Below are 25,129 nucleotides of genomic sequence, written 5' to 3'. Positions count from 1 at the left end.
CTCAGTGTCGTTCGCAACGTGCAGCAACGAGGCAGACTCTTGGTCGGATCATCCAACGTCGTTGTAAGTCAGCCTGAATTCGGACATTGGAGGATGAGACATCTCCCATTGTTTTGCGAAGGCTTTAGCGGCGGTGATTTGTTCCGCTGTCATATCCTCGGCGATAACCGCGAGGTTCTCTCTTGCTTCGGTGTGTCGACGAAACTCTCGCGTCGTTTCGATAACCAGCCAGATCAAGCCATAACCTTTGACCAGGTCTTGAGTGGTTCCGTATTGGGCATCGACGCCGTCGTCATTTGCGTAGACACCGCCGAGTGCATACCCGTATTCCAACACCCCGTTGACGTCATTGAGCGCTGCGCGTTTTTCCATCCATTCACGCCTGACAGGAAGATTCAGGCTGACAGGGGGACGGTTTGCGTACCAGTGGATCGCTTTCGAAAAACCGGCATCCGCGGCGGTTTGCAACAGTGTATCGATGGTTGTTCGACGTAATGAACTGTCGGCAATCAGCGTTTGGTCCTTGTCATATTTCACCGCAAGGATGTACTTGCCCTCCATGGAACCGGCGTCCGCGGCTTTTTTCAATGTTTCGATTTTTTGATCCAGTTCGTACAATTCAAGCATGGCCTCAGCATTGCCCTTGTCGGCTTTTGCCTGTGCCAGGTCCTTGGCTTTTTTGAGCGAATCGGCATCAGCCAGTCGTAACAGGGCGTAAATGTGGTTCTGGGCGCCAGCCAGTTGATACCATTTTTTTGCTTCTTCGGTCACGCTACCTGCCTTGCGCCTTGTGACCTCCCCCAGCGCGTATTGCGAGGCACTGTCGCCGGCGATGGCACCAATCGTCAGATAAGTTTTCGCTTGGTCAAACTCGCCGAGGTTATACAAAGCCAGGCCTTTGGTGATCGCTTCTTTCGTCTGGTCTTTAATTTGGGCCACGTGGCCGTTCAGAGTTGTACAGAGGTTGAATAGGGTCGCTAAAACGCTTGCATGGGAATACATGATTAATACCTGTTTAAAAGTTGGCTTGGATTGATTGTTGCCGATCCAGACTATTGAACAGTGCACCCCTATGTGCGGTATATATGTATTGCGTTGATGAAGTCCATGCTCGAGATCAAGGGGGCGAAAAAACAAACAGACGACAGGTAAGCCTTGTTCCTGTGCAGGTGAGGTGCACAGTGGCGGCGTCGATTAACCGATGACTAACCGCGCCCAGGCACTTGTTGCTGTAATGTCACCACGACATTCATTTTAGTCGCGCAACAACCCCGGCCAGTATTCGTCGTCAATTTTGACCGGGCCGGTCTCGGCTTTGTTGTCACCGATGTTGTATCTGATGCACTGGTTGTTTGTCAGGAAAATATAGTAATAACGGTTAAAAGTCGGCTGATCATTTTGTACGGCGCCAATGATTCGATTTTTGTAGCGTTCCAGTCCGGGATAGGAATTGTCAGTGATGGGGGCGTGGTTGATCTTCGGAAACTTGTAGACTCCTTCGTAGATGAGTTCAAGGTTGAGGAATGTGCCGTCGTTCAAGAAAAATCGAAATGCGTGAGGGTGATGAAGTGGATACCACCATGTGCCGGCAACGATTCGGTCGAAATAGGGAAGCAACTGATGCCATTTCGAGTCTTCCACGCGCTGCACGCTAATGACTTTGTCCAGATCCTGATCGTATCGGCAGACCGTTGGTGTGTCGTCCACGTAATAAAAGAGCCATAAAACATCTTGGTCAAGTGAACTCTCAGTGTGCGAACCGTCTATTCTCGAATGAAATCCGGTCGTCGTGAAACCAAAGCGCAGGTCCTTGGCGTGCGAGTGAAAGTCATGCCAGTTGCTGGCGTTGATATCTTTGGGGTATCCCGGTTCGACGGCAGCGACAGCAAGATCAAAACGAGAATATTTGTTGATGTCCTTGAAGAAGAAATAAATTTTATCTTTGCCGGCGCGCCAATCGACCGCGACAAAATTTTTAAGTGCTGGCATATCAGATTCCTTTCTGTTTTTCAGGGTTTTAAATGGGTATTAGCACTAAGGCACTATTTAAGATTAGCTTTAGTGCTGAGGTGCGCATAGGGACGCGATCAATCGATGATTGACCTCTCAGGCTTCGAGCGATATGAGTCAATTCAACCGCGGAGCAAACCACTCCAGTGATCGGCAACATTTTTTACACCCCCGCCCTCCAGACGTTCGTTACTAATATTGTATTTCAGGTATACATCTCCGGTCATGAAGATATATAGATAGCTGTGCGAAAGTGCGTCGCCATCAATCTGTACGGCGGTGATAAATTGATCTGCATAAGCGGCATACGATGCAAGCCCCGGCCAGGTGGTGTTGTTTATCTCGTCGAGAACGATTTTTTTACTATGCCAGTCAAGGTGCAGGTATTTGCCATTGTTTAAAATGAACCGGAAAATGGTTTCGCCGGTGAATCTAAACGGTCGTTGCCAGAAGGTGCCTGCAATAATATTATCGAAGTAGGGCAGTAGTATGCTCCATATCGAGTCACTGACTGGCGTGAAACTTACAGGGATATCTGAATCCTGATCGTATTCGCACACCATGGGTGTGTTTTTATCGTAATAAAATAACCAGAGAACATCAGCGTCCCATCCAAGCCTGTCGCTGCCAACTATCCGGTCTGTGGAAAATCCGAAGCGCAAGTTTTTTGCGTGCGGATGGAATGCTCCCCAGCTGTTTTGGTTTACCGCAGCGGGGTAGTTCGATGGAACGTTATCTTCGCTATTGTCGTATCGTGAAAAGGTGTTTGTGTCTTTGAAGAAAAAATAGCAGCGATCTTTTCCCGAGCGCCAGTCGACGGCGACGAAATTATTTAGTTTGGACATGACTCTTTCCGTTTGGTTTTTGATGGGTTTTTGTTGTGATTTGAAGTTGTTGGATTTGGTGGGTTATTTGTTTTGGTGTGGAACAAATCTTATAGGTGTGCGTGGGTTTTTTTATAGGGTTTTTTTATGGTTGAGTGTTTCGGTTTGCAACTAGGTTGTACGAGCTTGTTTGATCTAAGTAGTGCATGAAAGCAGTGCTGTTCGTTACCGGGTGCGTTTGACATAATTGCGCCTTAATCCTCACCTGTTTGACTCGCGTTTTTGCTCAGGGAGCTCCCGCATGCACGTACTGGTTTGCGAAGACGATGAGTTGATCGCCAGCGGCATCGTTGCCGGCCTCAACGCTCAGGGTCTGACGGTCGAGCACGTGGCCACAGCCTCGGCTGCCCGGGCGATGCTCAAGGTCGCCGAGTTCGACGTGATGGTGCTCGACCTCGGTCTGCCCGATGAAGACGGTTTAAAGCTGTTGCAGCAGCTGCGCCACAGCGGTCTGGAAATCCCGGTGCTGATTCTCACTGCGCGGGATTCGGTCACTGACCGCGTCGATGGTTTGCAGGCCGGCGCCGACGATTACCTGCTCAAGCCGTTCGACTTGCGTGAACTCGCCGCACGCCTGCACACCCTGTTGCGACGGGTGGCGGGGCGCAGCGTCAACCTGATCGAACACGGCCGGCTGACCTACGACCCGAGCAGCCGGGAAACCATGCTCGGCGGTCAACCGATAGACCTTTCCCGTCGCGAACAGTCGCTGCTGCAAGCCTTGCTGCATAACCGTGGCCGAGTGCTGTCCACCGAGCAATTGAAAGACAGCGTCTACGGTTTCAACGACGAATTGGAAAGCAACGCGCTCAACGTGCACATCCATCACCTGCGGCGCAAACTCGGCAATGGCATTGTCGAGACCGTGCGCGGCCTGGGCTATCGCCTGGGGCCGGCCGATGGCGCAGAGGAATTGAAAAAGTGATGAGCCTGCGATTGCGTCTGAGCCTGACGCTCGGCGCCGCCTTTGCGCTGATCTGGGCCCTGGCGGCAGCCTGGATGCTCAGCGACCTGCGCAACCAGATGATGTTTTCCCTCGACCAGCGGCTGGTGGCTTCGGCGCGGATGGTCGCCGGCCTGATGGAGCAATTGCCGGCATTGCCGACCAAGGGCGAAGGCACCCATTTCAGCGCGGAACAACTGAACATTCCGGGCGGCATGGCGTGTCAGGTCAGCTCGCTGCGCGGTGAAATCCTCGCCCGCAGTCACACCGATCCGCAACAAACCCTGGAAGCCGAGAAAATGGGCTTCCACGATCAGATGATCGACGGCGCGCCGTGGCGCAGCTTTACGCTGGCCCGTGGCGATCTGCGCATCACCACCGCTGATCGGCAGATCGAGCGTGAAGCCCTGAACATGTCGATCCTGCTGGCCGCCTCGGTGCCGGTCGGCGTGGCGTTGCTCGGTTGCCTGTGTCTGCTTTGGCTGGGCATCGGCCAGGGACTGGCGCCGCTGAACCGCATGCGCGATGCCTTGATGCGCCGTAGCGCCGACTCGCTCGAACCTTTGCAGATCCAGCCGCTGCCCAGCGAATTGCAACCATTGCTGGATACCCAGAACCAGTTGCTCCAGCGCATCGGCAAGACCATCGAACGCGAACGCCGGCTGACCGGTGACGCGGCCCACGAACTGCGCAGCCCGCTGACGGCGATCAAGACCCACCTGCAAGTGGCACGCATGACCGACGGCGCGGCACGTGATCAGTCACTGGCCCGCGCCGAGGAGGGCGCCGACCGCCTGCACCGCACCCTTGAACAATTGCTATTGCTGGCGCGGGTCGAAGGCAGTCTGTCGTTCGATGACGGCGTGCAATGCAGCGCCGAGCAAGTGGCCAAACTGGCGATTCAGGACGCGGCCAGCGGTGATCGTCAGCGGATCAAATTCAAGGTGCCCCCGAAGATCTCCCACGCGCCGGTGCAAATGCCCGCCGTGCTGTCGATTGCCGCGCTGCGCAATCTGCTGGACAACGCTCTGCGCCATACGCCGAACGACGGACCAGTGGAACTGAGCCTGGAAACCACCGGCAACCGCGTACAGTTCGTGGTGCGCGACCATGGACCGGGCATTGCCGAAGACGATCTGCAACACCTGACCCAACGCTTCTGGCGTAACGGCCAGAGCACCGGCTGCGGGCTGGGCCTGGCGATTGTCCAGGCGATTGTTCAGCGGTGTGGCTGCACGCTGCAATTCGACAGTCGGCCGGATGGGTTACGGGTTGAGTTGAGCATGCCGTTGCAACCCATCTAACCAACACCACAAAACCCCTTGTGGGAGCGGGCTTGCTCGCGAAGGCGTCATAACATTCAACTTCAATGTTGACTGTCCTGACGCCTTCGCGAGCAAGCCCGCTCCCACAGGAGATTTGTGTTGCACATCAAATGTAACCTCTCTCCATTGGCGTTCCTGTCCTCACCAGCGCTATCGTCCCCGACAGCTTTTTCTCAATGGATTGAGGTAACAGCGCCATGGATGCACCTTTACATATCTGCAAGGCAACCCCCGCCGACGCAGGCATCATCAGTCGGATCGTCGAGCGTTCGATCCGCGTCGGCTGTGCGCTCGACCATCGCAACGACCCGCGAACCGTCGCCACCTGGACTCACAACAAAACCGTCGAGCATATTCACCCATGGTTGAGCGACCCACGGTTGTACCTGAATATCGCCCTGTTGCAGGACAAACCGGTGGGCGTAGCAATGGCGGCAGTCAGTGGCAAGGTCGCGTTCTGTTACGTGCAACCGGAATGGTTCCGGCGCGGTGCAGGGCAGGCGCTGGTACACGACCTCGAAAGCTGGTTGATGGGCAACGGCCTGACCAAGGCCCGACTCAACAGCACCCGAACCAGCGAAGCCTTTTACCGTCATCTGGGTTATCAGCCCTGCGCCGAAACCTTCACCGTCGCCGGGCTCCACGCCATCCCCATGCACAAGGCACTGACACCACCTTCATGGAAAGCTGATCAAGGGTCTAAATCCTCGGCGCGCTGATGCGTTTCCAGAACAGGAAAACCTTATTGAGGGGTCGAGAGATGTCAGTCGCTACCAGCCTTATGGAAGATCAGTCGGCCCGGATCACTCCGGCGCCGGCCGAGACGCTTTATCAGTTCAACGAATCGCCATTGCTGGCACGCCAGCGTCAGCAGGAGTCGAATGCCCGCAGCTACCCGCGACGCATTCCCCTGGCCCTCAAGCGTGCCAAGGGCATTTATGTCGAAGACGTCGAAGGCCGCCGTTTCATTGACTGCCTGGCCGGCGCCGGGACGTTGGCCCTGGGGCATAACCATCCGGTGGTGATCGAAGCGATCCAGCAAGTGCTGACCGATGAACTGCCGTTGCACACCCTCGACCTGACCACCCCGGTCAAGGACCAGTTCGTTCAGGACCTGTTCGGTCTGCTGCCGCCGGCCTTGGCCGCTGAAGCCAAAATCCAGTTCTGCGGCCCGACCGGCACCGACGCGGTGGAAGCCGCGTTGAAACTGGTGCGCACCGCCACCGGACGCAGCATCGTGCTGTCGTTCCAGGGCGGTTATCACGGCATGAGCCAGGGCGCGCTGAGCCTCATGGGCAGCCTGGGGCCGAAAAAACCCTTGGGCGCGTTACTCAGCAGCGGCGTGCAGTTCATGCCGTATCCCTACGATTACCGCTGCCCGTTTGGTCTCGGTGGTGCGCAGGGCGTGCAGGTCAACCTCAACTATCTCGACAATTTGCTGAACGATCCCGAGGCCGGCGTGCAATTGCCAGCCGCGGTGATCGTGGAAGTCGTGCAGGGCGAGGGCGGGGTGATCCCGGCTGACCTTGACTGGTTGCGCGGCGTGCGGCGCATCACCGAGAAGGCGGGCGTGGCGCTGATCGTTGACGAAATCCAGAGCGGTTTTGCCCGCACCGGCAAGATGTTCGCCTTCGAGCACGCCGGGATCATGCCGGACGTGGTGGTGATGTCCAAAGCCATCGGTGGCAGCCTGCCGCTGGCAGTGGTGGTGTATCGCGACTGGCTCGACACCTGGCTGCCGGGTGCCCATGCCGGCACCTTCCGCGGCAATCAAATGGCGATGGCCGCGGGCTCGGCGGTGATGCGTTATCTGGTCGAGCACAAGGTGTGCGAGCACGCTGCCGCCATGGGCGACCGCTTGAGCGAACACCTGCGCATCCTGCAGCGTGATTTCCCGCAACTGGGCGATATTCGCGGTCGCGGTTTGATGCTTGGTGTGGAGTTGGTCGATCCGACAGGCGCGCTGGATGCTCAGGGACATCCGCCGATTTTTGCTCGTCTGGCGCCGTTGGTGCAGCGTGAATGCCTCAAGCGTGGGCTGATTCTTGAACTGGGCGGCCGTCATGGCGGCGTGGTGCGTTTCCTGCCGCCACTGGTGATCACCGCCGCGGAAATCGATCGGGTCGCGGAGATTTTCGGCCGGGCCATGGCCGCTGCTACCGCCAGCCTCTAAATTTTCCGGGCCCCGGAACGTTCTTTCTACATAACGGCTGCGCACGCAGTGCAGCCCACCTTACAGCGATGGAGAGACACCATGACGTCAGTATTCGACCGCGAGGACATCCTCTTTCAGGTCGTGGTCAACCATGAAGAGCAATACTCGATCTGGCCCGACTACAAAGCCGTGCCGGAAGGCTGGCGCACCGTCGGTAAGAGCGGCCTGAAAAAGGAATGCCTGGCTTACATCGAAGAAATCTGGACGGACATGCGTCCGTTGAGCTTGCGCAAGAAGATGGAAGAGCAGGCGGCTGTGGCTCACTAAAGTCTTCGCGCAAAGAGAAGCCCGCTGGATCGGTAAGGTCAGCGGGCTTTTTTGGGGCTGGACGATTTATTGCCTGGCACGGTCTTTGTGAGTCAGCCTTAATCCCTGTGGGAGCGGGCTTGCCCGCGATGGCTGTGTATCAGGCGACGATTTTTTGATGGTGTACATATCTGTTGCTGCGGTAACGGCGGCTAATGGTTCCGCCTTTACGGCGGGTCACTTGGAAGAGCGCCAAGTAACCAAGCGCCAGCGCCCCTGACGTACGGTGCCTCGCTGTGGCTCAGCAGGACCGGAGCGAGGGCATGCCGAGCCTTAGCGAGGCACCGAACGAAAGGGGCAAAAGCGCTTTGGTTACTTTCGCGCTTTTCGAAAGTGACTCGCCGTAAGGGCGAAACCAATAGCCGCCGTTACCGCAAAAACGGATATGTACACCCGAAAGAAAATGGTCGGCTACGCGCCGCTCAACCCCTTGATCACCAAATCCACATTCCCTTCCAGCTCGGCCACCGGATCCGCCGCGTCCACACTCAACACCACCAACCGGCTCCCTGCCTCGGTAATCACCGCTTTCACCGCATCCGACGGCTGCCGGTGATGCAACACCACCGCTACATCATTGTCCTTCAGCGTCGCACCCAATTGCCTCAACGCTTCCGGCGTCCACTCGGCATCCGGCCGCGCATCGAGGCCAATCAGCTCCAGATTGAGCCCGCCAATCAGATAGCCAAAGTGATCGCTGAGGCTCATCACGCTCAGGTTGTCGGCACTGGTCAGCCGCGCTTCGCTGTCGGCGCTGAACTTGAGCAAGCGCTGCTTGAGCGCTGCCAGATTGGCGTCGATTTTCGGCTTGGCTTCGGGTGCAAGACGCACCAGATCCGCAGCCATTACATCCGCCATGCGCCCCATGTTGTTGCTGGAAAACCACGGCTGACTGTTCAAGCCATCCACCTTGTTGCCCGGCTGCACGGCGATACCGGGCAGGGCACCGTCCACCGGGCGCGCGGCGTCGACTTCGACGATGCGAATGTTACTGCGCCGGGAGATCGGGTACAGCGGATCATCCGCCCACAGCGAACGCAGGCCAATCACCGCATCGGCGTCGGTCGCCAGTTTCGCCAATGCCGGCGCACCCCGCCCGGTGAAATAAGCAGTCTGTCGGCTGCCAGGCAGATTCGCCGGCGCCGCACGTTCAAGATTGACGTTAGTGCCCTTGAGCAACACTTCGCCCAGACCGTAAGTGATCGGCAGGGACGCCAGCACATGCAGCGGTTTGGCGCTGTCCGCCGCGAAGGAGGTGTGGACCAGACCGCAGAGGGCGACGGCCAGGCTCAGTTGACGCAGAGAAAATGACATTTATCCGAGGTTCCCTTTCAGACTTGGGACGACGCCGCGCGCAATGGCGGCGAGGGCGAAGGCGATACCGGCCACCAGAATGATCGCGGCGCCGGACGGGATAGGCAGGTCGAACACGATCGGCACAAGAATCCCGCACAGTGTGCTGACAGTAGCGATCAGCACCGAGCACCAGAAGAAACCCTTGAGCGACTGGCTGAGCAAGCGCGCCGCTGCCGCCGGAATGACCAACAGGGCACCGACCAGAATCGCACCGATGACTTTCACCGCCGCCACGGTGATCAGCGTCACCAGAATCACAAACAGGTAATCCAGGGTCTTTACCGCCACGCCGCGCACCGCCGCCAGTTGCGGGTTGAAACTCGCGAGCATGATGCGGTTGTAGAGCGGCAAGGCCAGCGCCATCACCAGCGAACCGACGATGGCCAACACCAGCAAATCATTGCCGTTGACCGTGAGCACCGAGCCGAACAACACGTTTTCCAGAATGTGCACGTTGATCTTGCCCGCCAGAATCAGCAGCAGACTCGCGCCCAGCGCCAACGACACCGACAGGAACACGCCGATCAACGTATCGGGCGCCAGGCCCGTGCGGTTGCGCAGGTAGTTGAGCAGAATCCCGAACAACAGGCAGTAACCGAACAGGCTGCCGTAAGGCCCGGTGTACGGTTCACCGAGCAGAATGCCGATGGCGACACCGGTCAATGCCGCGTGACCCACCGCTTCGGAGAAAAACGCGAAGCGCTTGACCACCACCAGCGTCCCCAAACCGCCCAGCACCGGGCCGATCAGCAAACCGGCGAGTAGCGCGTTGACCACAAATCCATAGGCCAGCGCTTCAGGCAGATAACCTGAAGATGCCCAACTCTGAACCATCAAACGAAAGGCTTCGTAACTCATCAGGCAGCGCTCCGTGGATGGGAGGAAAACAGCGTCAACAAGCGTTCTGGCGTCAGTGCCTGTTTCGGCGTGGCATCGAACAACACCCGGCGATTGAGCCCGGTGACGCGATCCGCCAGCCGTCCGACCGCTTCCAGATCGTGCTCAATCCACAGCACGGTAATCCCGCTCTGGCGCCAGTCACCCAGCAACCGTTCAAACACCTGAATGCCCGCCTCATCGAGTGCCGACATCGGTTCATCGAGCACCAGCAACTGCGGTGCCGGAATCAGCCCCTGCGCGAGCAACACGCGCTGACGCTCACCACCGGACAACGCGCCCATGCGCCGTTTGCGTTTGTCCTGCATGCCGACCCGTTCCAGCGCTTCGCCAATCGCCGCCGCGTAATGCTTGCTCAAACCGAGAAACGCCGGACGCCGCTGACACATCGCGGCCATGAAATCGTCGACGGTCATCGGCAAGCCGCGATCAAACTCCAGGGCTTGCGGCACGTAGCCGATGGTGCCGGGTTCGCCCGGCCATTGCAGGCTCAAGCGACCCTGATGCGGTATCTGCCCGAGCAGGGTCTTGATCAATGAACTCTTGCCGCCACCATTGGGGCCGACCAGTGCATGCACGCTGCCGGGCTGGACCTGGAAGGTCACCTTGTCGAGGATCGTCGTGCGGCCCAGCGTCAGGCTGACCTCCGCAAAATCCAGCGTGGGCCCGGCACTTTGTGGGAGCGGGCTTGCTCGCGAAAGCGATGGGTCAGTCAATGTTGATGTCGACTGATACTCCCTCTTCGCGAGCAAGCCCGCTCCCACAGGGGTTTCGGAGTGGGTGGTGATGGTTTCTTTAGCCGTCATGCGCCTGACTCCTGAATCGCCCGGACCACGGTGTTGAGGTTGCCGGTCATTTCCTTTTCGTACTTTTCAGCGGTGTATTCGCCATAGGAAATGTGCGACAGCGGGTACAGCTTCACCCCGGATTCACGCTGGATGGTGTCGACGTAGGTGGACGGGAAATCCATCTCCGAGAAGATCACTTTCACGTCCAGTTCACGCAGTTGATCGATGGTCTTTTTCAACTGGCTCGGGCTCGGTTCGATGCCGTGCGCCGGCTCGACTACCGCAGTCACTTCGAGGCCGAATTCACGCAGCAGGTAGTCGTAAGCTGCGTGAACCGTGGCCACCCGCAGTTCGGCGTTCGGCGCCTGGGTCAGTTTCGCCAGGGCGTCAGCGCGCATCTGTCGCAGGCGTTTGCCGTAGGCGCGAGCGTTTTGGGTGTAGGTCTTGGCGTTCGCCGGGTCGAGCTTGCCCAGTTCACGGGCGATGTTGTTGACCTGGGCGATGGACGCGCTGATCGAGAGGAAGGTGTGCGGGTTCACGACCTTGCCGGCACCGCGCGCGGCGACACCGGTGGCGGCCAGCAACGGTACGTTTTCGTTGGCTTCGATCACCGGCACGTTCGGCGTTTCGCTGGCAGCAATCATACGGTCGGCGAAGTCGTCGTGACCGACGCCGTTGAGCACGATCACGTCCAGCCCGCTGATGCGCTTGATGTCTTCGGCGCGAGGTTCGTAGGCATGCGGGTTGAAACCGGCGGGAATCAGCGGCACCACTTCGGCCTTGTCGCCGACGATGTTGGCCACGTAGCTGTAATAAGGGTGAAGGGTGATGCCAATGCGCAGGCGCTTGGAGTCGTCGGCACTGGCCAGTGTTGTCAGCAGCAAGGCAAACAGGCCGATCAGCAGCGGGCGCAGGAATGAGCGTTGAGATGAAATAGGCATGGGAAAGCGGTCTTCTCTCGGGTGAAGGCGAGGTTCAGTGCCGGTGCTGGCGGGTCACGCCAGCATCGAATTGCGCGACGATCTGCTGCCAGCCAGCGCTTTCGAGCGCGGCGTCGGCCATGTCGGTCGGGGCCTTGAGGTCGGTGGCACGGTTGAGCCAGATGTCCGGGGCATCATCCTCAGCGGTCAGACGCATCAGAAACGATCCGGCCACGGTGGGCGCCTGGCTCTGACCGAAGTAACCCTTGGCGTCGAGCAATTGCCAGGCATGGCCGCCACGGCTGACGGAACTGGCGTCCTGGGCGAACGGCGCAAAGCCCTCGTCGGCGAGAACTTCAGGCGTCGGCAGGGTTTGCTGCTCCTGACGCAGCAGGTGAATCTCGTCGAGCGTCACCCGCAAATCGGCGTAGATACCTTGCTCGGAGGCACTCAGATCACGGCGCGCATCCAGTTGATGGTTGCTGACGTTGCTGATCTCCTGGGACTCATGGCGCCAGGCGACCACCGAGCCGGCGACCGCCAGGATCATCAGGCACAACAGCAGCACATAGAGGGTTTCATGGCCGGCACCGGCCGGGCGGACGACGTGCGTAGTAGGCGTACTCATGGGGCTTGGATGTCCGCTTGGTCGATCTCGACGACGTGGCCGGGGCCGGCGTCGAACAGCACGTAGAACTCGGCGCTGGGTTTCTTGAAGGTCAGTTTGGAATCGGCACCGAGCTTGCCCGGCACGAGGACGGTTTCGTCGTAGCCGATCACATCGAGGGTTACGCCCGGTGCGCCGCTGCCGTCGGAAAAGCCGCCGGTGCACTGGATCTGCTCGGCGTCGATGGCCTTGCACTCGCACATCGGGTTGTGGGCCAGGGCGCTGGCGCTGAAGCCGGCGCACAGCACCAGCAGAACGGCGCGCAGAGGGCGAAATGCGTTGCTCATGGTTTGCCTCCTTGTTCGTTCAGCCACTCAAGGGTGGCGGGGGATGCCTGGCTCAGGGGAATGGACGCTTGATGCATCGCGCCGTCCCAGCCTTCCATGGTGATCCACAGCTCGGCGTCGGCCCTGGTTTTTTCCGGAATCGGCAGCATCGCGCCCATGCGGTAAGGCGTGCCAAAGAAAATCACCCCGGCGGCGCGCAGGCTGCGGGGTTTGCCAATGCGCAGGTACGTCGCCTTGACCTGCTCGCGGCAGCTGTCGCACAACGCCGCATTGAAACTCTTCATGTAACCGGCCGGGCCATCGAGCTGCGGTGCTTCGTTGCGAAATTCCGCCAGGCGCAGGCTCCACGGCCCGACCTGAACTTCACCGATTTCCCGCTCACCCAGACCGGTGTCCCCGCGAAACAGCGCGGCATCGGCGAAGTATTTAGGCATGAAGCCCAGCGGCACCAGCAACAGCAGGACGTTGATGTGGAAGCGCCATTTGTGCCAGAAGCGGCTCAGTTTTGAACCCGGTTTTTCGGCGGCGAACAGGCTCATTGGCTGACCTCCGTGGTGTTGCGGCTGGTGGCTTGAGCGGCATCGGCAGTGCGCGGACGTTTGTTGCTGCGCTTCAGGGCGTTAGCGGTGGCCAGGGCGGTGCGCTTGGTCCAGATCAGCAGGCCGCTGAGCACCATCATGCTCAGGAGCAGGCCGAAGAAGAACCAGATCAGCTTGATCCAGATCCCGCCGAAATCACCGGTGTGCAGCGGACGCATCGATTCGGTCACCAGCTCCAGGCCCGAGCGGTCCGAGAGCAGGCGGGTCACGGCGACATCGCCGGTGTACGGGTTGATCTCGGCGGTCTGGAACATCAGCGGATACCAACTGCGGCCGCCCACCGAGAGGTAACTGTAGGCATTGGCGGGCAGGCTGATGAAGCTGTCTTCGAGGCCGGGAATGCGTGCCTTCGCTTCACGGATCGCCGTTTCCAGGCTGATCATCGGCGCTGGCGAACCATCGGCGGTGAGGGGCACGCTTTCCCGCGGGACCACGGGCGCCACCGGGGCGGTGGAAATCGTAATCTGGTTATCGAACATGAACGCTTGGATCAGGAACCAGGTGCTGGTCACGGAAATCACCGCGATGAACCAGATCGACCAGATACCGCTGAGGCGGTGAAAGTCGCCCCAGAAAATCCGCGCGCCATGACGTATGCGCAAGGTCGGTCGCAGGAACCCTTTCCAGAAGCGCTTATAGACCACCAGCCCGGTAATCAACGACGCCAGCAAAGGCAGGCTGAGGAACGACACCAGGTACCAGCCCCAGCTGTAGCCATTGGTGAACGGCACCAGCCACCAACCGTGCAAGGCGCGGGTGAAAGCCCTGAAGTTGAATTGCGGAGCCGTGCCCTGGATCACGCCGCTGTACGGATTGACGTAGACCACCACCGAGCGACCGTCGGGGTAGGTGACTTCCACGTCCAGGGCGAAATGCGTTTCGTCAGGTCGGCTGATGCTCTCGACCAGGATCTGCGGCTCGGCCTGCTTGATCGCGGCAATGAGCTGGTCATAGCTCAACAGCGGCGCATCGTCGGCGGGTTGGCTGGCGCGCATCTGCGGGTTGGCCAGCCAGACGATTTCCTGGCTGATCACCGCCAGCGTGCCGGTTACGCAGACGATCAGCACAAAAAACCAGATGGGCAGTGCCAGCCAGCTATGGACCAGAAACCAGAGTTTTGAACGGGATTTCTTCGACATGATTCAAGTCTTGTATCGATGAGAGGGCCTCTGCTGCGGGCTTCCCAGCGTGGGGTCCATGAAAAGTACGGTCGTGGCTTTTGCCTACGCGAACCGACTGCATCTATATAAGACGAATGAGAATCAGAAATCCCGAACCGGGATATGAAAGTAAATGTTTCGCGTTCCTGCGAACGCAAAACCCCTGTGGGAGCGGGCTTGCTCGCGAAGGCGGTGTGTCAGTCAAAGAAAATGTCGACTGACACACCGCCTTCGCGAGCAAGCCCGCTCCCACAGTTGATCTTCATCGGGCACAGATTTCAGTGAGCGAGGTGCGGGTGTCAGCGCAGGAAAGCCAGCGCTTCGGCCAGCAGCAATTCGGGGGCTTCTTCGGCGATGTAATGTCCTGCGGGCAGCGCTTTGCCGCGCACGTCGGTGGCGACCTGTTGCCATTCCTTGAGCGGTTCGAAGCAGCGCCCGACCGTGCCTTCGGCGCCCCACAACACCAGCAACGGCAGGTTCAGATGGTGGCCGGCGTCGAGGTCGGCGCGGTCGTGCTCCAGGTCGATGCTGGCGCTGGCGCGGTAATCCTCGCAAATTCCGCGCGCAGTGCCCGGCAGTTTCAGGCAGCGCAGGTATTCGCCAAACGCTTCGGCGGTGAAGGGTTTGAATCCGGCACTGCGACTGCCCATCACGCTGCGCAAATAGGACTCGGGGTCGGCTTCGATCAGGGTTTCCGGCAACGGCGCCGGGCGGATCAGGAAGAACCAGTGCCAGTAGGCGCGGGCAAAGGCTTCGTTGGTTTGTGCGTACATCGACAGCGTGGGGGCGATGTCGAGCAGGACCATGCGTTGCACGGCGTCCGGATGATCCAGCGCCAGGCGATGGGCCACACGGGCGCCGCGGTCGTGGGCCAGCACCGAGAACTGCTCGAAGCCCATGGCGTTCATCAGCGCCACGGCATCCTTGGCCATCTCGCGTTTGGAATAATTGGTGTGGTGATCGTTGGCCGGCGGTTTGGCGCTGTCGCCGTAACCGCGCAGGTCGGCGGCGATCACGGTGAAGTGCTCGGCCAGTTGTTCGGCGACCTTGTGCCAGATCACGTGGGTCTGCGGGTGGCCGTGCAGCAACAGCAGGCCCGGGCCGCTGCCGCCGATGCTGTAGGCAATGTCGACACCGTTGACGTGGCGCTGGTCTTTCAGGAATCCGGCGAACATGGAGGTCTCCTTGTTGTAGTTGCCTGCATCCTGAAAGTGTTCAGCGGTTACGGCAAGGCGCAAAGCGTGGTGCGCTTGTTCATGAAGTGTGTTGTTTCGGAGGCCTCTTCGCGGGCAAGCCTCGCTCCTACAGGTTATGTGTCGTTCGCGAATAACACGCGATCCTGTAGGAGCGAGGCTTGCCCGCGAAGAGGCCCTGATATCCACCGAAGATCTCAACCCTGCTGAAACATCTCCTTCGCCCGCTGCTCAATCTGCTCCTGAGTCAAATCCTCCTTGCGCGTGGCCAGAAACCACAAATGCCCATAGGGATCCTTCAAGGTCCCCGAACGGTCGCCATAAAACTGATCCTTGACCTCGGACACCACCGTGCCGCCGGCCGCAATTGCCTGCTTGTAAGACGTGTCCACATCGTTCACATACAGATGCAACCCCACGGACGGTGACGTGTCCGGATTGCTCAATGGCCCCTGATCGCAAGGCGTGCCGAGCATGATCGGGCAATCGCCGATGCGCAGTTCGGCGTGACCGATGCCGCCGTCGGGCATGGACAGGCGCATGACTTCAGTGGCTCCGAAGGCCTTCTTGTAGAACTCGATGGCTTCGGCCGCTTTCTGGATGCCCAGATACGGGGTGATGCTGTGATAACCCTCTGGAATGGGTTTGACGCTCATGACGGTTCTCCCTGATTTTGTTATGGGATAAAAATGTCGCGAGCGTACAAATATAGTAGGAGCTGCCGAAGGCTGCGATCTTTTGACTCTGGCGTCGGCGAGACCGATGAAAATCAAGATCAAAAGATCGCAGCCTTCGGCAACTCCTACAGGGTGTAAGGCATAACAACGCCACTGTTCAGCCATCAACCGTGAAGCAGCAGAATACTCGGGTTGTGCCTCTTCAAGTCCTCAAAACAGCCCTGAACTGCCTGAAAACATGGGCTCGGATGCTCAGGCACAGAAGCTGCAATGTCCTCCTGTAAACACGGGTGCCGAGAGACATGTATGCCTGAATCTGCCGTTTATCCGATCCATCCGCCGGCCGCCCATCGGATCACCGATGAAGCCGAAGCCTTGCGTGTGGCCGAGCGCGTCGCCGCGGTCTTGCTCGAACAGGACGCCGAACGCGACCGCAGTCGCCAGGTGCCCGCCGAGATCGTCGACCTGTATTCCAACAGTGGTTTGTGGGGCATCAGCGTGCCGACAGAATTCGGTGGCGCGCAGGTCTCTTACGCGGTGCTGGCGCAGGTCATCGCGATCATCTCGGCGGCCGATCCGTCCCTCGGGCAGATCCCGCAAAACCACTATTGCCTGCTGGAAGACATCCGTCTGCAAGGCACGCCCGAGCAGCAGGCGCATTTCTTTGGCCTGGCGCTGCAAGGGCATCGGTTTGCCAATGCCCTGTCGGAAGCCGGCGGCAAGACGGTGCAGGACATACAGGCGACCATCCGCCGGAATTCCTCGTGGCCCGGCCGGACAACATCAATGACCCGGGTTTGCAGAAACTGGCCAAGGCGTTGAATTCCGATGAAGTTCGGCAGTTAATCCTGAGCCGTTACAAAGGGCAGATTGCGCCGGGGTTCTGATTTTCATCGTCTGACAGGCCGCCTTCGCGGGCAAGCCTCGCTCCTACAGGTTTTGCGCGACTTTGTAGGAGCGAGGCTTGCCCGCGAAGGCCGCACCGCTTAATCGGGATCTGCCCCCGATGCCAACAGCTGCGCCCCCGACCCCTGTTCCCCCAACACATCACCAAAATTGCGCAACGGACACGCCTCCATCGACAAACACCCACAGCCGATACAGCCATTGAGCTTGTCCCGCAGCAAGGTCAGCTGATTGATCCGCTCATCCAGCTCCCGGCTCCACTGCGCCGACAACACCTTCCAGTCCGCCGCCGTCGGCGCGCGGTTATCCGGCAGGGTTTTCAACGCCTCACCAATCTCCGCCAGCGGAATCCCCAACCGCTGCGCCACTTTGATCAACGCCACCCGACGCAACACTTCACGCGGATAACGCCGCTGGTTGCCCTGATTGCGAGTGCTTTTGATCAAACCTTTGGATTCATAAAAATGCAGCGCCGTGACCGCCACCCCGCTGCGCGCGGCCAATTGGCCGACAGTGAGTTCTTTATGCAGATTTTCCGAGGTAATCATTTGAAAAATGCCTCTTGACCTCTAGTTAACTAGAGGTTTTACCCTGCAGGCCTTCGGATCGCAAGATCCGGCTTACACGTCAGTGGGGACTCTTCATGCAAGCGCCAGAGAAAAATCGCAGCTTCACCCAGTTGATCGAATTCGAGATCGAACCCCATCAGCAACCGGCATTGGTGTCGGCGTTATCGCAGCAAACCGAACGCCTGGCCCAAGGCTACAACGGATTTCTGAGCGCCAGTATCCAGGTCAGCGACGATGGCCGGCGGGTGCTCAATTACCTGCAATGGCAATCTCGCGAGGCGGGGGAAGCCGCGTTCCGGAGTTTTGAAAGCGGCGAGCAGGATTTCTGGCAACTGATCCGCGCCCATCGGGCGAAAACCGTGACGTTCGGCTCGTTCCAGGTGTTGCACAGCCTGGAACGCAGCCACGACAACGCGCTGCACTGCAATCTGGTGGGTTAAATCGACAACTGCATCAAGCGCTCGCCTTGCACGTTTTCCGTGGGGCGGCGCTTGTTCACCGCCAGTTCGCCGATCTTGATCAGTCGCGTGCGCGTCACGTTGCGGCTCAGGCCCAGCAGCGCAGCGGTGTGCACCTGGTTGTAATGACTGAAACGGTAGGCCGCGCGCAACAGGGCGTCTTCGACTTTCTCGTGCAGCGCGCCAGCCTGTTCCTCAAACAGCTTCTGAAATGCCCGCTCAAGCAAGGCTTCCGGTGAATCATCGAAGTTGCCATGGTGATCGTCCTGACGCTCGATGCGCATGTTCGACAGGCGCAGGTCATCGCGTTCGATCACGCCGTTACGGCAGATCAGCAGGGTGTGGTGAATGACGTTTTCCAGTTCGCGGATGTTGCCCGGCCAACTGTAACTGCGCAGTTTCAGTTCGGCTTCTTTGCTGATGCTGATGGTGCCGTAACCCAGGCGCTGGCTGTAGGCTTCGACGAAGTGCCGGGTCAGCGGCAGGATGTCGTCGGGGCGATCACGCAGCGGGCTCAGTTCCAGGCTGACCACGTCGAGGCGGTAATACAGATCCTCGCGGAAATGCCCGGCGTTGATGGCTTTTTCCAGTTGCACGTTGGTCGCCGCCAACACGCGCACGTTGATCGGAATGCTCTTGCGCGAACCCAGTCGCACCACTTCGCGTTCCTGCAACACCCGCAGCAACTTGACCTGAATCGCCATCGGCAGATCACCGATTTCATCGAGGAACAACGTCCCGCCATCGGCCTCTTCGAACCAGCCAGCCTTGGCGCTCAAGGCACCGGTGAAGGCGCCTTTTTCGTGGCCAAACAGCTCGGCCTCGACCAGGGATTCGGAGAACGCACCGCAGTTCACCGCCACGAACGGCCGGTTACGCCGGGCGCTGAGGTTGTGGATGTGTCGCGCCACCAACTCCTTGCCGGTGCCGGTTTCGCCAATGATCAGCACGCTGGCTTCGCTGGGCGCGACTTGTTGGATGTGGGCGAGCAAGGCCTGGGATTTCGGGTCTTCGAACACCTGCGCGGTGGCGCGGATCGAGGTGGCCAGGGCGGGCGAGGGCGGTAAGGTCAGCAGTTGCATGGGGCAGGCTCCATGAGAAGGCTATGAATAGAAAGTCGGAATCGGCAGGGACTGGTTCAACGCCCAATCGCCCAGTTCATGGATTTTGTAATCCACCGGGTCGTGCAGGGTTTGCGTGCGCAGGTTGCGCCAATGGCGATCCAGCCGCAGCGAGGCGTGAGTCGAACGCGCGCCGGTCACTTCGAACAGCCGGCTGCAGAGTTCGAGGCCGTTGCGAGTGGCGGCGACCTTGGCCGTGGCGATGGCCGTGGCCAGATGTCCGCGCTCTTCGGCGCTGAGATTCGGACCTTTCGCCCAGGCCTTGTCGAGCAGATCGGCTGCGCGTTCCACCAGCAACCGAACGCCTTCAAGCGCCACCCAGAATTCGCCGTAATGGCCGAGCACGTACGGGTCCTGGCGCACATCCTGAGCGCTGGATTTGTGCCATGGGCGGGTTTCGGTGAGGGTGTATTGCCGCGCTTCTTCGAAGGCGCCTTCGGCAATGCCGAGGAACATGTGCGTGAAGGTGAGCTGCGCGATCAAAGGTCGCAGGCAGGCGAACGGTGTGCTCAGCGGACCCGGATCGAGCAGCAGTTCCGATTCCTCGACCCGCACCCGTTCGAACGTGGCACTGCCACTGTCGGTCTGACGCTGGCCCATGTTGTTCCAGTCGTTGTGCAGGGTGATGCCGCTACGGCCACTGGGAATGGCGGCGATCAACAGCTTGCCGCCGGCACTTTCATCCACCGCTGAGGCGATCAGCATTTCCGAATCGGTGGCGCCGGAGCAGAAACTTTTCTTGCCGGAAAACTCGCGCCAGCCACTGAGTTTCTTCACCACGGTGCGGGTGTCCAGCGGGTTGAGGGCATTGCCCCAGAACCAGTTCTTGCGCGCGGTTTGTTCGAACCACGGCTGCCACTGATCGGGCCGTGCGAACAGGCGCACGGTGGCGAGCATCAGGTGATGAAAGCCGAAGACGTGGGCAATCGAACTGTCGACCTTGGCGAACTCGCGCACGATGGTCAGGGTTTCACTCCAGCTGGCGCCGAGGCCGCCGTACTGGACCGGAATGCTCAAGGCGAGCAGGCCGCTGTGGCGCAGGGCGTCACGCTCGGCTTTCGGCGTACCACCGCGCTCGTCGCGCTCGACAGCGGTCAGCGCAAACTCGGCGGCCAACTGGCGGGCGGTTTGCAGGGGGGATAACAGGGCGCTTTGCGGCTTGGCAGTCACGCGGGGGTTCCTCAGTGAATTCAACACAGATCCCCTGTAGGAGCGGGCTTGATCGCGAAGGCTTCCGTACAGTCGACATTAATGTTGAATGTTCTGGCCCCTTCGCGAGCAAGCCCGCTCCCACAGGTATTGCGGTGTCAGGCCGTGGCTTTGGTGGGTAGAACATCATTGGCGATCATTTCGCCAAACGGCCCGGTGAGGTTGGTGACACCGCGCCCCGCAAGGCTGGCATACGGTTCAGGCAACAGCGGGAACACCAGCTCGGCAAAGCGATACGCCTCTTCAAGGTGCGGGTAGCCGGAGAATATAAAGCTCTCGATCCCCAAATCCGCGTATTCCTTGATTCGTGCCGCCACTTGCTGCGGATCACCCACCAGCGCCGTCCCGGCACCGCCGCGCACCAGGCCGACACCGGCCCAGAGGTTGGGGGAAATTTCCAGGTTGTCGCGACGTCCGTCATGCAACGCCGCCATGCGTCGCTGGCCTTCGGAATCGAAACGCGAGAACGACTTCTGTGCGGCGGCGATGGTCTCGTCGCTGATGTGTTCGATGAGTTTGTCGGCGGCTTTCCAGGCCTCTTCGGCGGTCTCGCGCACGATCACGTGCAAGCGAATCCCGAACTTCACCGTGCGCCCGTTGCGTGCCGCGCGCTCGCGCACGTCGGCGAGTTTTTCTGCCACGGCGGCCGGCGGTTCGCCCCAGGTCAGGTAGACATCGACCTGCTCGGCCGCCAGTTCGTGGGCGGCTTCGGACGAGCCGCCGAAGTACAGCGGCGGATAGGGTTTCTGCACCGGTGGATACAGCGCCTTGGCGTTCTGCACCTGCAAATGTTTGCCTTCGAAATCCACCGCTTCGCCTTGCAGCACCCGGCGCCAGATCTTCAGGAATTCGTCGGTGACTTCGTAGCGTTCGCTGTGATCGAGGAAGATGCCATCGCCACGGTTTTCGTCCGGGTCGCCGCCGGTCACCACGTTGATCAGCAAACGGCCGTTGGACAGTCGATCCAGCGTGGCCGCCATGCGCGCCGAGACCGTCGGCGAGATGATGCCCGGACGAATCGCCACCAGATAGCGCAGGCGTTCGGTCAACGGCACCAGCGCCGAAGCGATCACCCACGAATCCTCGCAGGAACGCCCGGTGGGAATCAGCACGCCGTGGTAGCCGAGGCTGTCGGCGGCCTGGGCCACTTGTTTCAGATAATTGAGGGTCACCGGGCGTGCGCCCTGAGTGGTGCCCAGATAATGGCCGTCGCCGTGGGTCGGCAGAAACCAGAAAACATCCATGAAGAGATCCTTAAGCGATTTTCAGCAGATTTTTGGGGTGCACGCCGAACAACGGCGCGGCGCGCTCTGCAGCAAGACGAATGCGGGCCTTCAAGGGCTCACTGGTTATTTGGTAATTGGCGAAATCGGCTTCGGTGGCGTAGACGCCGATCGGCAGGGTCAGCGCCTGGAAGAAACTGAACAGCGGCCGCAACTGATGATCGAGCACCAGCGCATGGCGTTCGCTGCCACCGGTGGCGGCGAGCAGCACTGGCGTATCGACCAGCGCGTGCAGATCGATCAGGTCGAAGAGGTGTTTGAGCAAACCCGGATAGGAACCGCGATAAACCGGCGCGGCGACGATCAGCAGGTCAGCGTTTTCGATGGCTTGCAGCTCGGCTTCGATGTCAGCGCTCAGTTCCTGGCGCGACAGTGCGGCGCCCAATGGCCGGGCAATGTCGCCCAGTTCGATCAGCTTGCTCTCGATCGGTAATTGCCCAGCCAGTTCGGCCAACAGCGCCTGGGTCAGCACCAACGTGCGGGACGGCCGCCAGGTACCACCGGACAGGGCAACGACTTTCAATGGACGCGACATGATCAGTTCCTTTTTAAACAGTTGCTCAAGGAGCAGTGAGTAGTCACAGGGCTTGAGCAAGAGCTGTACCAATCCATCGAGCCTTGTTTTCCGTGGCTTGCAGCGTATTTATGACTTGGCACTGTTCGATTTGACGGACTGTTTGTTGAATGACTGTTGCCTGGCAAACAGTTGCGTGGGCAACAGTTGTGTCAGGCGATGGGGTTGTTATAAAGGCTCTTTGTTATTCCTCAAAAGATCATCTGAAGATATTTATAGATCATTAAGAAATATGAACGGTCCTGTAGGAGCCAGGTTTGCCGGCGAAGGCGATTTCCCGGACGCCTTCGCGGGCAAGCCTCGCTCCTACGGATCGGGGGACTGTCGGGATTGGGATTACGCTGCGGCGCCCCGGTAATCCAGCGCTACGCATGATCTCAATACCCACTATCGAGAGCGTTGATTTCTGCTCATCCAGAGGCGCGAGTAGCCTGTGTTCATTGCCCCGAACCCAGATTCCAGGACGCCACATCATGAAACCTCTACTCGCGACTTTCCTGCTGCTTGCCGTCTCCGTTCTCGCCGGATGTGCCAGCCATGTTTCCCCGGAACTGCGGCCCTATACCGCCGATGAAACCCGGCAACTGGCGTTGGAATCGCTGAATCGTCGTGGTTTGTCTTTCGATGAGTACCATGCGCAAAAAGCCGCATTGCTCGGTCAGCCGCAGAAATCCTTCAGCTTCGACAAACGGGGCGAAATGAACGCCGAGCGAGCAGTCCAGCTTCACGGCCGTCCAAGCTGAGCGACTGTACCGCTCGAAGTTTTACCCAACTGTCCATGGGTTTCCCTCAGGGTGTGCGATAGGGTCAATACCTGACTGACCCTGATGGACTGCCACCGATGACGCTCTCGCTCGATCTGCTGCTGGGCTTCGCCCTGTTTGCCCTCGTCACCTCGATCACTCCCGGCCCGAACAACACCATGTTGCTGGCATCGGGCGTGAACTTCGGCTTTAACCGCACCATCCCGCACATGCTCGGCATTACCTGCGGCTTTTTTGTGCTCGTCGTGGCAGTCGGTTTCGGCCTGGGCGCTGTGTTTCAAACCTATCCGTTGCTCTACACCGTGCTGCGATACGTCGGCGCGGCTTATTTGCTGTACCTTGCGTGGAAAATCGCGCATTCCGGGCCGGTTTCCGACGCAGAGCAAGGGGAGAGCCAACCGATCAGTTACCTTGGTGCTGCGGCGTTCCAGTGGGTCAATCCCAAGGCGTGGATCATGGCCATCGGTGCCATCAGCACCTATACGCCGATGCAGGGTTATTTCACCAACGTCATCGTGATCGCAGCAGTCTTCGCTTTGATCAACCTGCCGAGCGTCGGTGTCTGGGCGGCGTGCGGCACGCTGTTGCGCAACGTGCTTAAGGACCGCCGCTGGTTGCGCCTGTTCAACTGGGGCATGGCGGTGCTGTTGGTGGTTTCGCTGTATCCGTTGTTGCTCGAAAGCTTTAGCTGACGCATTGCTTCATCCGGTTGCCCGATGCCTGTTAAGCTCGACTTCAGGAGCGTTCCTACGCACTTTTAAATGAAGTCGTACTTCTATTACGCATCCGATCAGGTATTGCTGGTTGTCTGGTTTCCAGCACCTGATCCCGGAACAAGCTCTGCGAGTCTTTTATGAATAAACGTCCGTTGTATTTCGACTACGCTGCCACCACGCCGGTGGATGAGCGGGTCATTCAGGTCATGGTCGAATGTCTGGGTTTCTCCGGCAATTTCGGCAACCCGGCGTCCAGCTCCCATGCGTTCGGCCAGCAGGCCCGGCAAACGGTCGAGCAGGCGCGGCAGCAGGTGGCCGAACTGATCGGCGCGCAAGCAGACCAGATCGTCTGGACCTCCGGCGCCACCGAATCCAACAACCTTGCTCTCAAGGGCGTGGCCCAGGCCCGGGGCACGTCCGGCGGCCATGTCATCACCAGCCAGATCGAACACAAGGCGATTCTCGACACTGCGAAGCAATTGCAGGACGCGGGGGTTGCGGTGACGTACCTGGTGCCGGACGAGGACGGCCTGATTACCGCGCAAGCCGTCAGCGAGGCGATGCGCGGGGACACCTTTCTGGTGTCGCTGATGCTGGTCAACAACGAGCTGGGCACGGTCAATGACATCGCCGCCATCGGCGAGGTAGTGCGTGCCCGCGATGCGCTGTTTCATGTCGATGCCGCTCAGGGCGCGGGGAAAGTGTCGATCGACCTCACGCGGTTGCCGGTGGACCTGATGTCGTTTTCGGCGCATAAGATCTACGGCCCCAAAGGCATCGGCGCGTTGTATGTCGGGCCTCGCGCGCAGCAGCGTTTGCAGGCGCAGATTCACGGCGGCGGCCACGAAGGCGGTTTGCGTTCAGGTACGTTGGCGACTCATCAGATTGCCGCCATGGGCGTGGCCTTCGCGTTGGCGGCGCAACTGTTCGAGGAAGAGAAAGCCACGATCGCGCGTCTGCGTGCACGCTTGCTCGAACCGCTGCTGAGCATTCCCGGCGTTCGCCTCAACGGCAGCGCCACCCAGCGCATTCCCCATACCCTGAGCCTGACCTTCAACGAAGGCGAGTTCAATTCGGCGGCATTGAGCACCTCGATCGCCTTTTCCGCGACCTCGGCCTGCAACTCCGCCAGTAACGCGCCGTCCCACGTGCTGCTTGCCCTGGGGCATGACGCCCGTTCGGCGAGTCGCACCATTCGCTTGAGTCTTGGCCGGTTCACCACCGAGCAGGATATCGACCAGGCGGTACACCTGATTAAAGCGGCCTGCGCCAGTGCTCCGGCATTCTGGCAATAACGCCTTA

27 protein-coding genes and 2 pseudogenes are annotated in these 25,129 nt (G+C 59.5%); 11 read left to right on the top strand and 18 right to left on the bottom strand.

Going from position 1 to position 25,129, the window contains the following annotated elements; all coding sequences use genetic code 11:
- Positions 1 to 48: 48 nt before the first annotated feature.
- The 3 genes from ACA073_RS18205 to ACA073_RS18195 all read right to left on the bottom strand — a co-directional run bounded on the left by ACA073_RS18205 (position 49) and on the right by ACA073_RS18195 (position 2,855).
- Positions 49 to 1,002, bottom strand: a complete 954-nt coding sequence (locus ACA073_RS18205; RefSeq protein ID WP_497398357.1) for an SEL1-like repeat protein — start codon at positions 1,000 to 1,002, stop codon at positions 49 to 51.
- A 252-nt stretch (positions 1,003 to 1,254) separates the two neighbouring features.
- Positions 1,255 to 1,989 carry a hypothetical protein gene (locus tag ACA073_RS18200; RefSeq protein WP_497398355.1) on the bottom strand — a complete coding sequence of 245 codons (735 nt, stop codon included), beginning with the start codon at positions 1,987 to 1,989 and terminating at the stop codon, positions 1,255 to 1,257.
- Between the two features lie 143 nt (positions 1,990 to 2,132).
- Complete coding sequence (locus ACA073_RS18195; RefSeq protein ID WP_497398353.1) at positions 2,133 to 2,855, bottom strand: hypothetical protein; 723 nt, start codon at positions 2,853 to 2,855, stop codon at positions 2,133 to 2,135.
- A 280-nt stretch (positions 2,856 to 3,135) separates the two neighbouring features.
- On the opposite strand from ACA073_RS18195, the gene ACA073_RS18190 reads away from it, so the two are divergent.
- The 5 genes from ACA073_RS18190 to ACA073_RS18170 all read left to right on the top strand — a co-directional run bounded on the left by ACA073_RS18190 (position 3,136) and on the right by ACA073_RS18170 (position 7,644).
- On the top strand, positions 3,136 to 3,819 hold the full coding sequence (locus tag ACA073_RS18190; protein WP_497398351.1) for a response regulator: 684 nt from the start codon (positions 3,136 to 3,138) through the stop codon (positions 3,817 to 3,819).
- A complete protein-coding gene (locus tag ACA073_RS18185; RefSeq protein ID WP_497398349.1) occupies positions 3,816 to 5,141 on the top strand; it encodes an ATP-binding protein in 1,326 nt (441 codons plus the stop codon). The genes ACA073_RS18190 and ACA073_RS18185 overlap by 4 nt, the downstream gene beginning before the upstream one ends.
- A gap of 218 nt (positions 5,142 to 5,359) precedes the next feature.
- The gene (locus ACA073_RS18180) at positions 5,360 to 5,881 is read left to right on the top strand and encodes a GNAT family N-acetyltransferase (RefSeq protein WP_497398347.1); all 522 of its coding nucleotides are present in this window, start codon (positions 5,360 to 5,362) and stop codon (positions 5,879 to 5,881) included.
- A gap of 41 nt (positions 5,882 to 5,922) precedes the next feature.
- Positions 5,923 to 7,335: an aspartate aminotransferase family protein gene (locus ACA073_RS18175; protein ID WP_497398345.1), complete on the top strand. Its 1,413-nt coding sequence runs from the start codon at positions 5,923 to 5,925 to the stop codon at positions 7,333 to 7,335.
- 81 nt (positions 7,336 to 7,416) lie between these two features.
- Positions 7,417 to 7,644: an MbtH family protein gene (locus tag ACA073_RS18170; RefSeq protein WP_497398343.1), complete on the top strand. Its 228-nt coding sequence runs from the start codon at positions 7,417 to 7,419 to the stop codon at positions 7,642 to 7,644.
- Positions 7,645 to 8,094: 450 nt separating this feature from the next.
- Here ACA073_RS18170 and ACA073_RS18165 read toward each other — a convergent pair whose 3' ends face one another.
- From ACA073_RS18165 to ACA073_RS18120, 10 genes are all read right to left on the bottom strand, one after another.
- On the bottom strand, positions 8,095 to 8,997 hold the full coding sequence (locus ACA073_RS18165) for a metal ABC transporter substrate-binding protein (protein ID WP_497398341.1): 903 nt from the start codon (positions 8,995 to 8,997) through the stop codon (positions 8,095 to 8,097).
- A complete protein-coding gene (locus tag ACA073_RS18160; protein ID WP_497398339.1) occupies positions 8,998 to 9,897 on the bottom strand; it encodes a metal ABC transporter permease in 900 nt (299 codons plus the stop codon).
- Positions 9,897 to 10,742 carry a metal ABC transporter ATP-binding protein gene (locus ACA073_RS18155; protein WP_497398337.1) on the bottom strand — a complete coding sequence of 282 codons (846 nt, stop codon included), beginning with the start codon at positions 10,740 to 10,742 and terminating at the stop codon, positions 9,897 to 9,899. Before ACA073_RS18155 ends, ACA073_RS18160 begins: the two co-directional genes overlap by 1 nt.
- Positions 10,739 to 11,665 carry a metal ABC transporter substrate-binding protein gene (locus ACA073_RS18150; RefSeq protein ID WP_497398335.1) on the bottom strand — a complete coding sequence of 309 codons (927 nt, stop codon included), beginning with the start codon at positions 11,663 to 11,665 and terminating at the stop codon, positions 10,739 to 10,741. The genes ACA073_RS18155 and ACA073_RS18150 overlap by 4 nt, the downstream gene beginning before the upstream one ends.
- Before the next feature lie 34 nt (positions 11,666 to 11,699).
- Positions 11,700 to 12,272, bottom strand: a complete 573-nt coding sequence (locus ACA073_RS18145) for a DUF6162 family protein (protein WP_497398333.1) — start codon at positions 12,270 to 12,272, stop codon at positions 11,700 to 11,702.
- Positions 12,269 to 12,598 carry a hypothetical protein gene (locus ACA073_RS18140; RefSeq protein WP_497398331.1) on the bottom strand — a complete coding sequence of 110 codons (330 nt, stop codon included), beginning with the start codon at positions 12,596 to 12,598 and terminating at the stop codon, positions 12,269 to 12,271. The genes ACA073_RS18145 and ACA073_RS18140 overlap by 4 nt, the downstream gene beginning before the upstream one ends.
- On the bottom strand, positions 12,595 to 13,137 hold the full coding sequence (locus tag ACA073_RS18135; RefSeq protein ID WP_497398329.1) for a PA2404 family protein: 543 nt from the start codon (positions 13,135 to 13,137) through the stop codon (positions 12,595 to 12,597). The genes ACA073_RS18140 and ACA073_RS18135 overlap by 4 nt, the downstream gene beginning before the upstream one ends.
- Positions 13,134 to 14,336 carry a PepSY-associated TM helix domain-containing protein gene (locus ACA073_RS18130; RefSeq protein WP_497398327.1) on the bottom strand — a complete coding sequence of 401 codons (1,203 nt, stop codon included), beginning with the start codon at positions 14,334 to 14,336 and terminating at the stop codon, positions 13,134 to 13,136. Before ACA073_RS18130 ends, ACA073_RS18135 begins: the two co-directional genes overlap by 4 nt.
- Before the next feature lie 320 nt (positions 14,337 to 14,656).
- Positions 14,657 to 15,532 (bottom strand): alpha/beta fold hydrolase, encoded by an 876-nt coding sequence (locus ACA073_RS18125; protein ID WP_497398325.1) that lies wholly within the window; start codon positions 15,530 to 15,532, stop codon positions 14,657 to 14,659.
- A 215-nt stretch (positions 15,533 to 15,747) separates the two neighbouring features.
- The gene (locus ACA073_RS18120; protein WP_253430141.1) at positions 15,748 to 16,206 is read right to left on the bottom strand and encodes a VOC family protein; all 459 of its coding nucleotides are present in this window, start codon (positions 16,204 to 16,206) and stop codon (positions 15,748 to 15,750) included.
- 327 nt (positions 16,207 to 16,533) lie between these two features.
- On the opposite strand from ACA073_RS18120, the pseudogene ACA073_RS18115 reads away from it, so the two are divergent.
- Both ACA073_RS18115 and ACA073_RS18110 read left to right on the top strand, forming a co-directional pair.
- Positions 16,534 to 16,983: pseudogene (locus tag ACA073_RS18115) on the top strand (acyl-CoA dehydrogenase family protein); the annotation flags it as partial.
- Positions 16,983 to 17,114, top strand: a pseudogene (locus ACA073_RS18110) (MetQ/NlpA family ABC transporter substrate-binding protein); the annotation flags it as partial. The pseudogenes ACA073_RS18115 and ACA073_RS18110, both read left to right, overlap by 1 nt.
- Positions 17,115 to 17,213: 99 nt before the next feature.
- Here ACA073_RS18110 and soxR read toward each other — a convergent pair.
- Positions 17,214 to 17,681: a redox-sensitive transcriptional activator SoxR gene (soxR, locus tag ACA073_RS18105; RefSeq protein WP_497398322.1), complete on the bottom strand. Its 468-nt coding sequence runs from the start codon at positions 17,679 to 17,681 to the stop codon at positions 17,214 to 17,216.
- 95 nt (positions 17,682 to 17,776) lie between these two features.
- Here soxR and ACA073_RS18100 point away from each other — a divergent pair, with 95 nt between their 5' ends.
- Complete coding sequence (locus tag ACA073_RS18100; RefSeq protein ID WP_497398320.1) at positions 17,777 to 18,142, top strand: antibiotic biosynthesis monooxygenase; 366 nt, start codon at positions 17,777 to 17,779, stop codon at positions 18,140 to 18,142.
- Here the strand turns inward: ACA073_RS18100 and ACA073_RS18095 are convergent.
- The 4 genes from ACA073_RS18095 to msuE form a co-directional block, all read right to left on the bottom strand.
- Positions 18,139 to 19,242, bottom strand: a complete 1,104-nt coding sequence (locus ACA073_RS18095; protein ID WP_497398318.1) for a sigma-54 interaction domain-containing protein — start codon at positions 19,240 to 19,242, stop codon at positions 18,139 to 18,141. The genes ACA073_RS18100 and ACA073_RS18095 overlap by 4 nt on opposite strands.
- Before the next feature lie 21 nt (positions 19,243 to 19,263).
- A complete protein-coding gene (locus tag ACA073_RS18090; RefSeq protein ID WP_497398316.1) occupies positions 19,264 to 20,451 on the bottom strand; it encodes an acyl-CoA dehydrogenase family protein in 1,188 nt (395 codons plus the stop codon).
- 137 nt (positions 20,452 to 20,588) lie between these two features.
- On the bottom strand, positions 20,589 to 21,734 hold the full coding sequence (gene ssuD / locus ACA073_RS18085; protein WP_497398314.1) for an FMNH2-dependent alkanesulfonate monooxygenase: 1,146 nt from the start codon (positions 21,732 to 21,734) through the stop codon (positions 20,589 to 20,591).
- Between the two features lie 10 nt (positions 21,735 to 21,744).
- Complete coding sequence (gene msuE, locus ACA073_RS18080; protein ID WP_497398312.1) at positions 21,745 to 22,308, bottom strand: FMN reductase; 564 nt, start codon at positions 22,306 to 22,308, stop codon at positions 21,745 to 21,747.
- Between the two features lie 512 nt (positions 22,309 to 22,820).
- On the opposite strand from msuE, the gene ACA073_RS18075 reads away from it, so the two are divergent.
- From ACA073_RS18075 to ACA073_RS18065, 3 genes are all read left to right on the top strand, one after another.
- On the top strand, positions 22,821 to 23,090 hold the full coding sequence (locus tag ACA073_RS18075; protein WP_497398310.1) for a hypothetical protein: 270 nt from the start codon (positions 22,821 to 22,823) through the stop codon (positions 23,088 to 23,090).
- A 98-nt stretch (positions 23,091 to 23,188) separates the two neighbouring features.
- Entirely contained in the window at positions 23,189 to 23,803 is a 615-nt protein-coding gene (locus ACA073_RS18070) for a LysE family translocator (RefSeq protein ID WP_497398307.1), read from the top strand.
- A 161-nt stretch (positions 23,804 to 23,964) separates the two neighbouring features.
- Positions 23,965 to 25,122 carry a cysteine desulfurase family protein gene (locus ACA073_RS18065; protein WP_497398305.1) on the top strand — a complete coding sequence of 386 codons (1,158 nt, stop codon included), beginning with the start codon at positions 23,965 to 23,967 and terminating at the stop codon, positions 25,120 to 25,122.
- Positions 25,123 to 25,129 lie beyond the last annotated feature (7 nt).

It is taken from the genome of Pseudomonas sp. LBUM1670 (assembly GCF_059695695.1).
The sequence above is the reverse complement of the archived record's forward strand: the minus strand, read 5'-3'. Positions and strand labels throughout refer to the sequence as shown.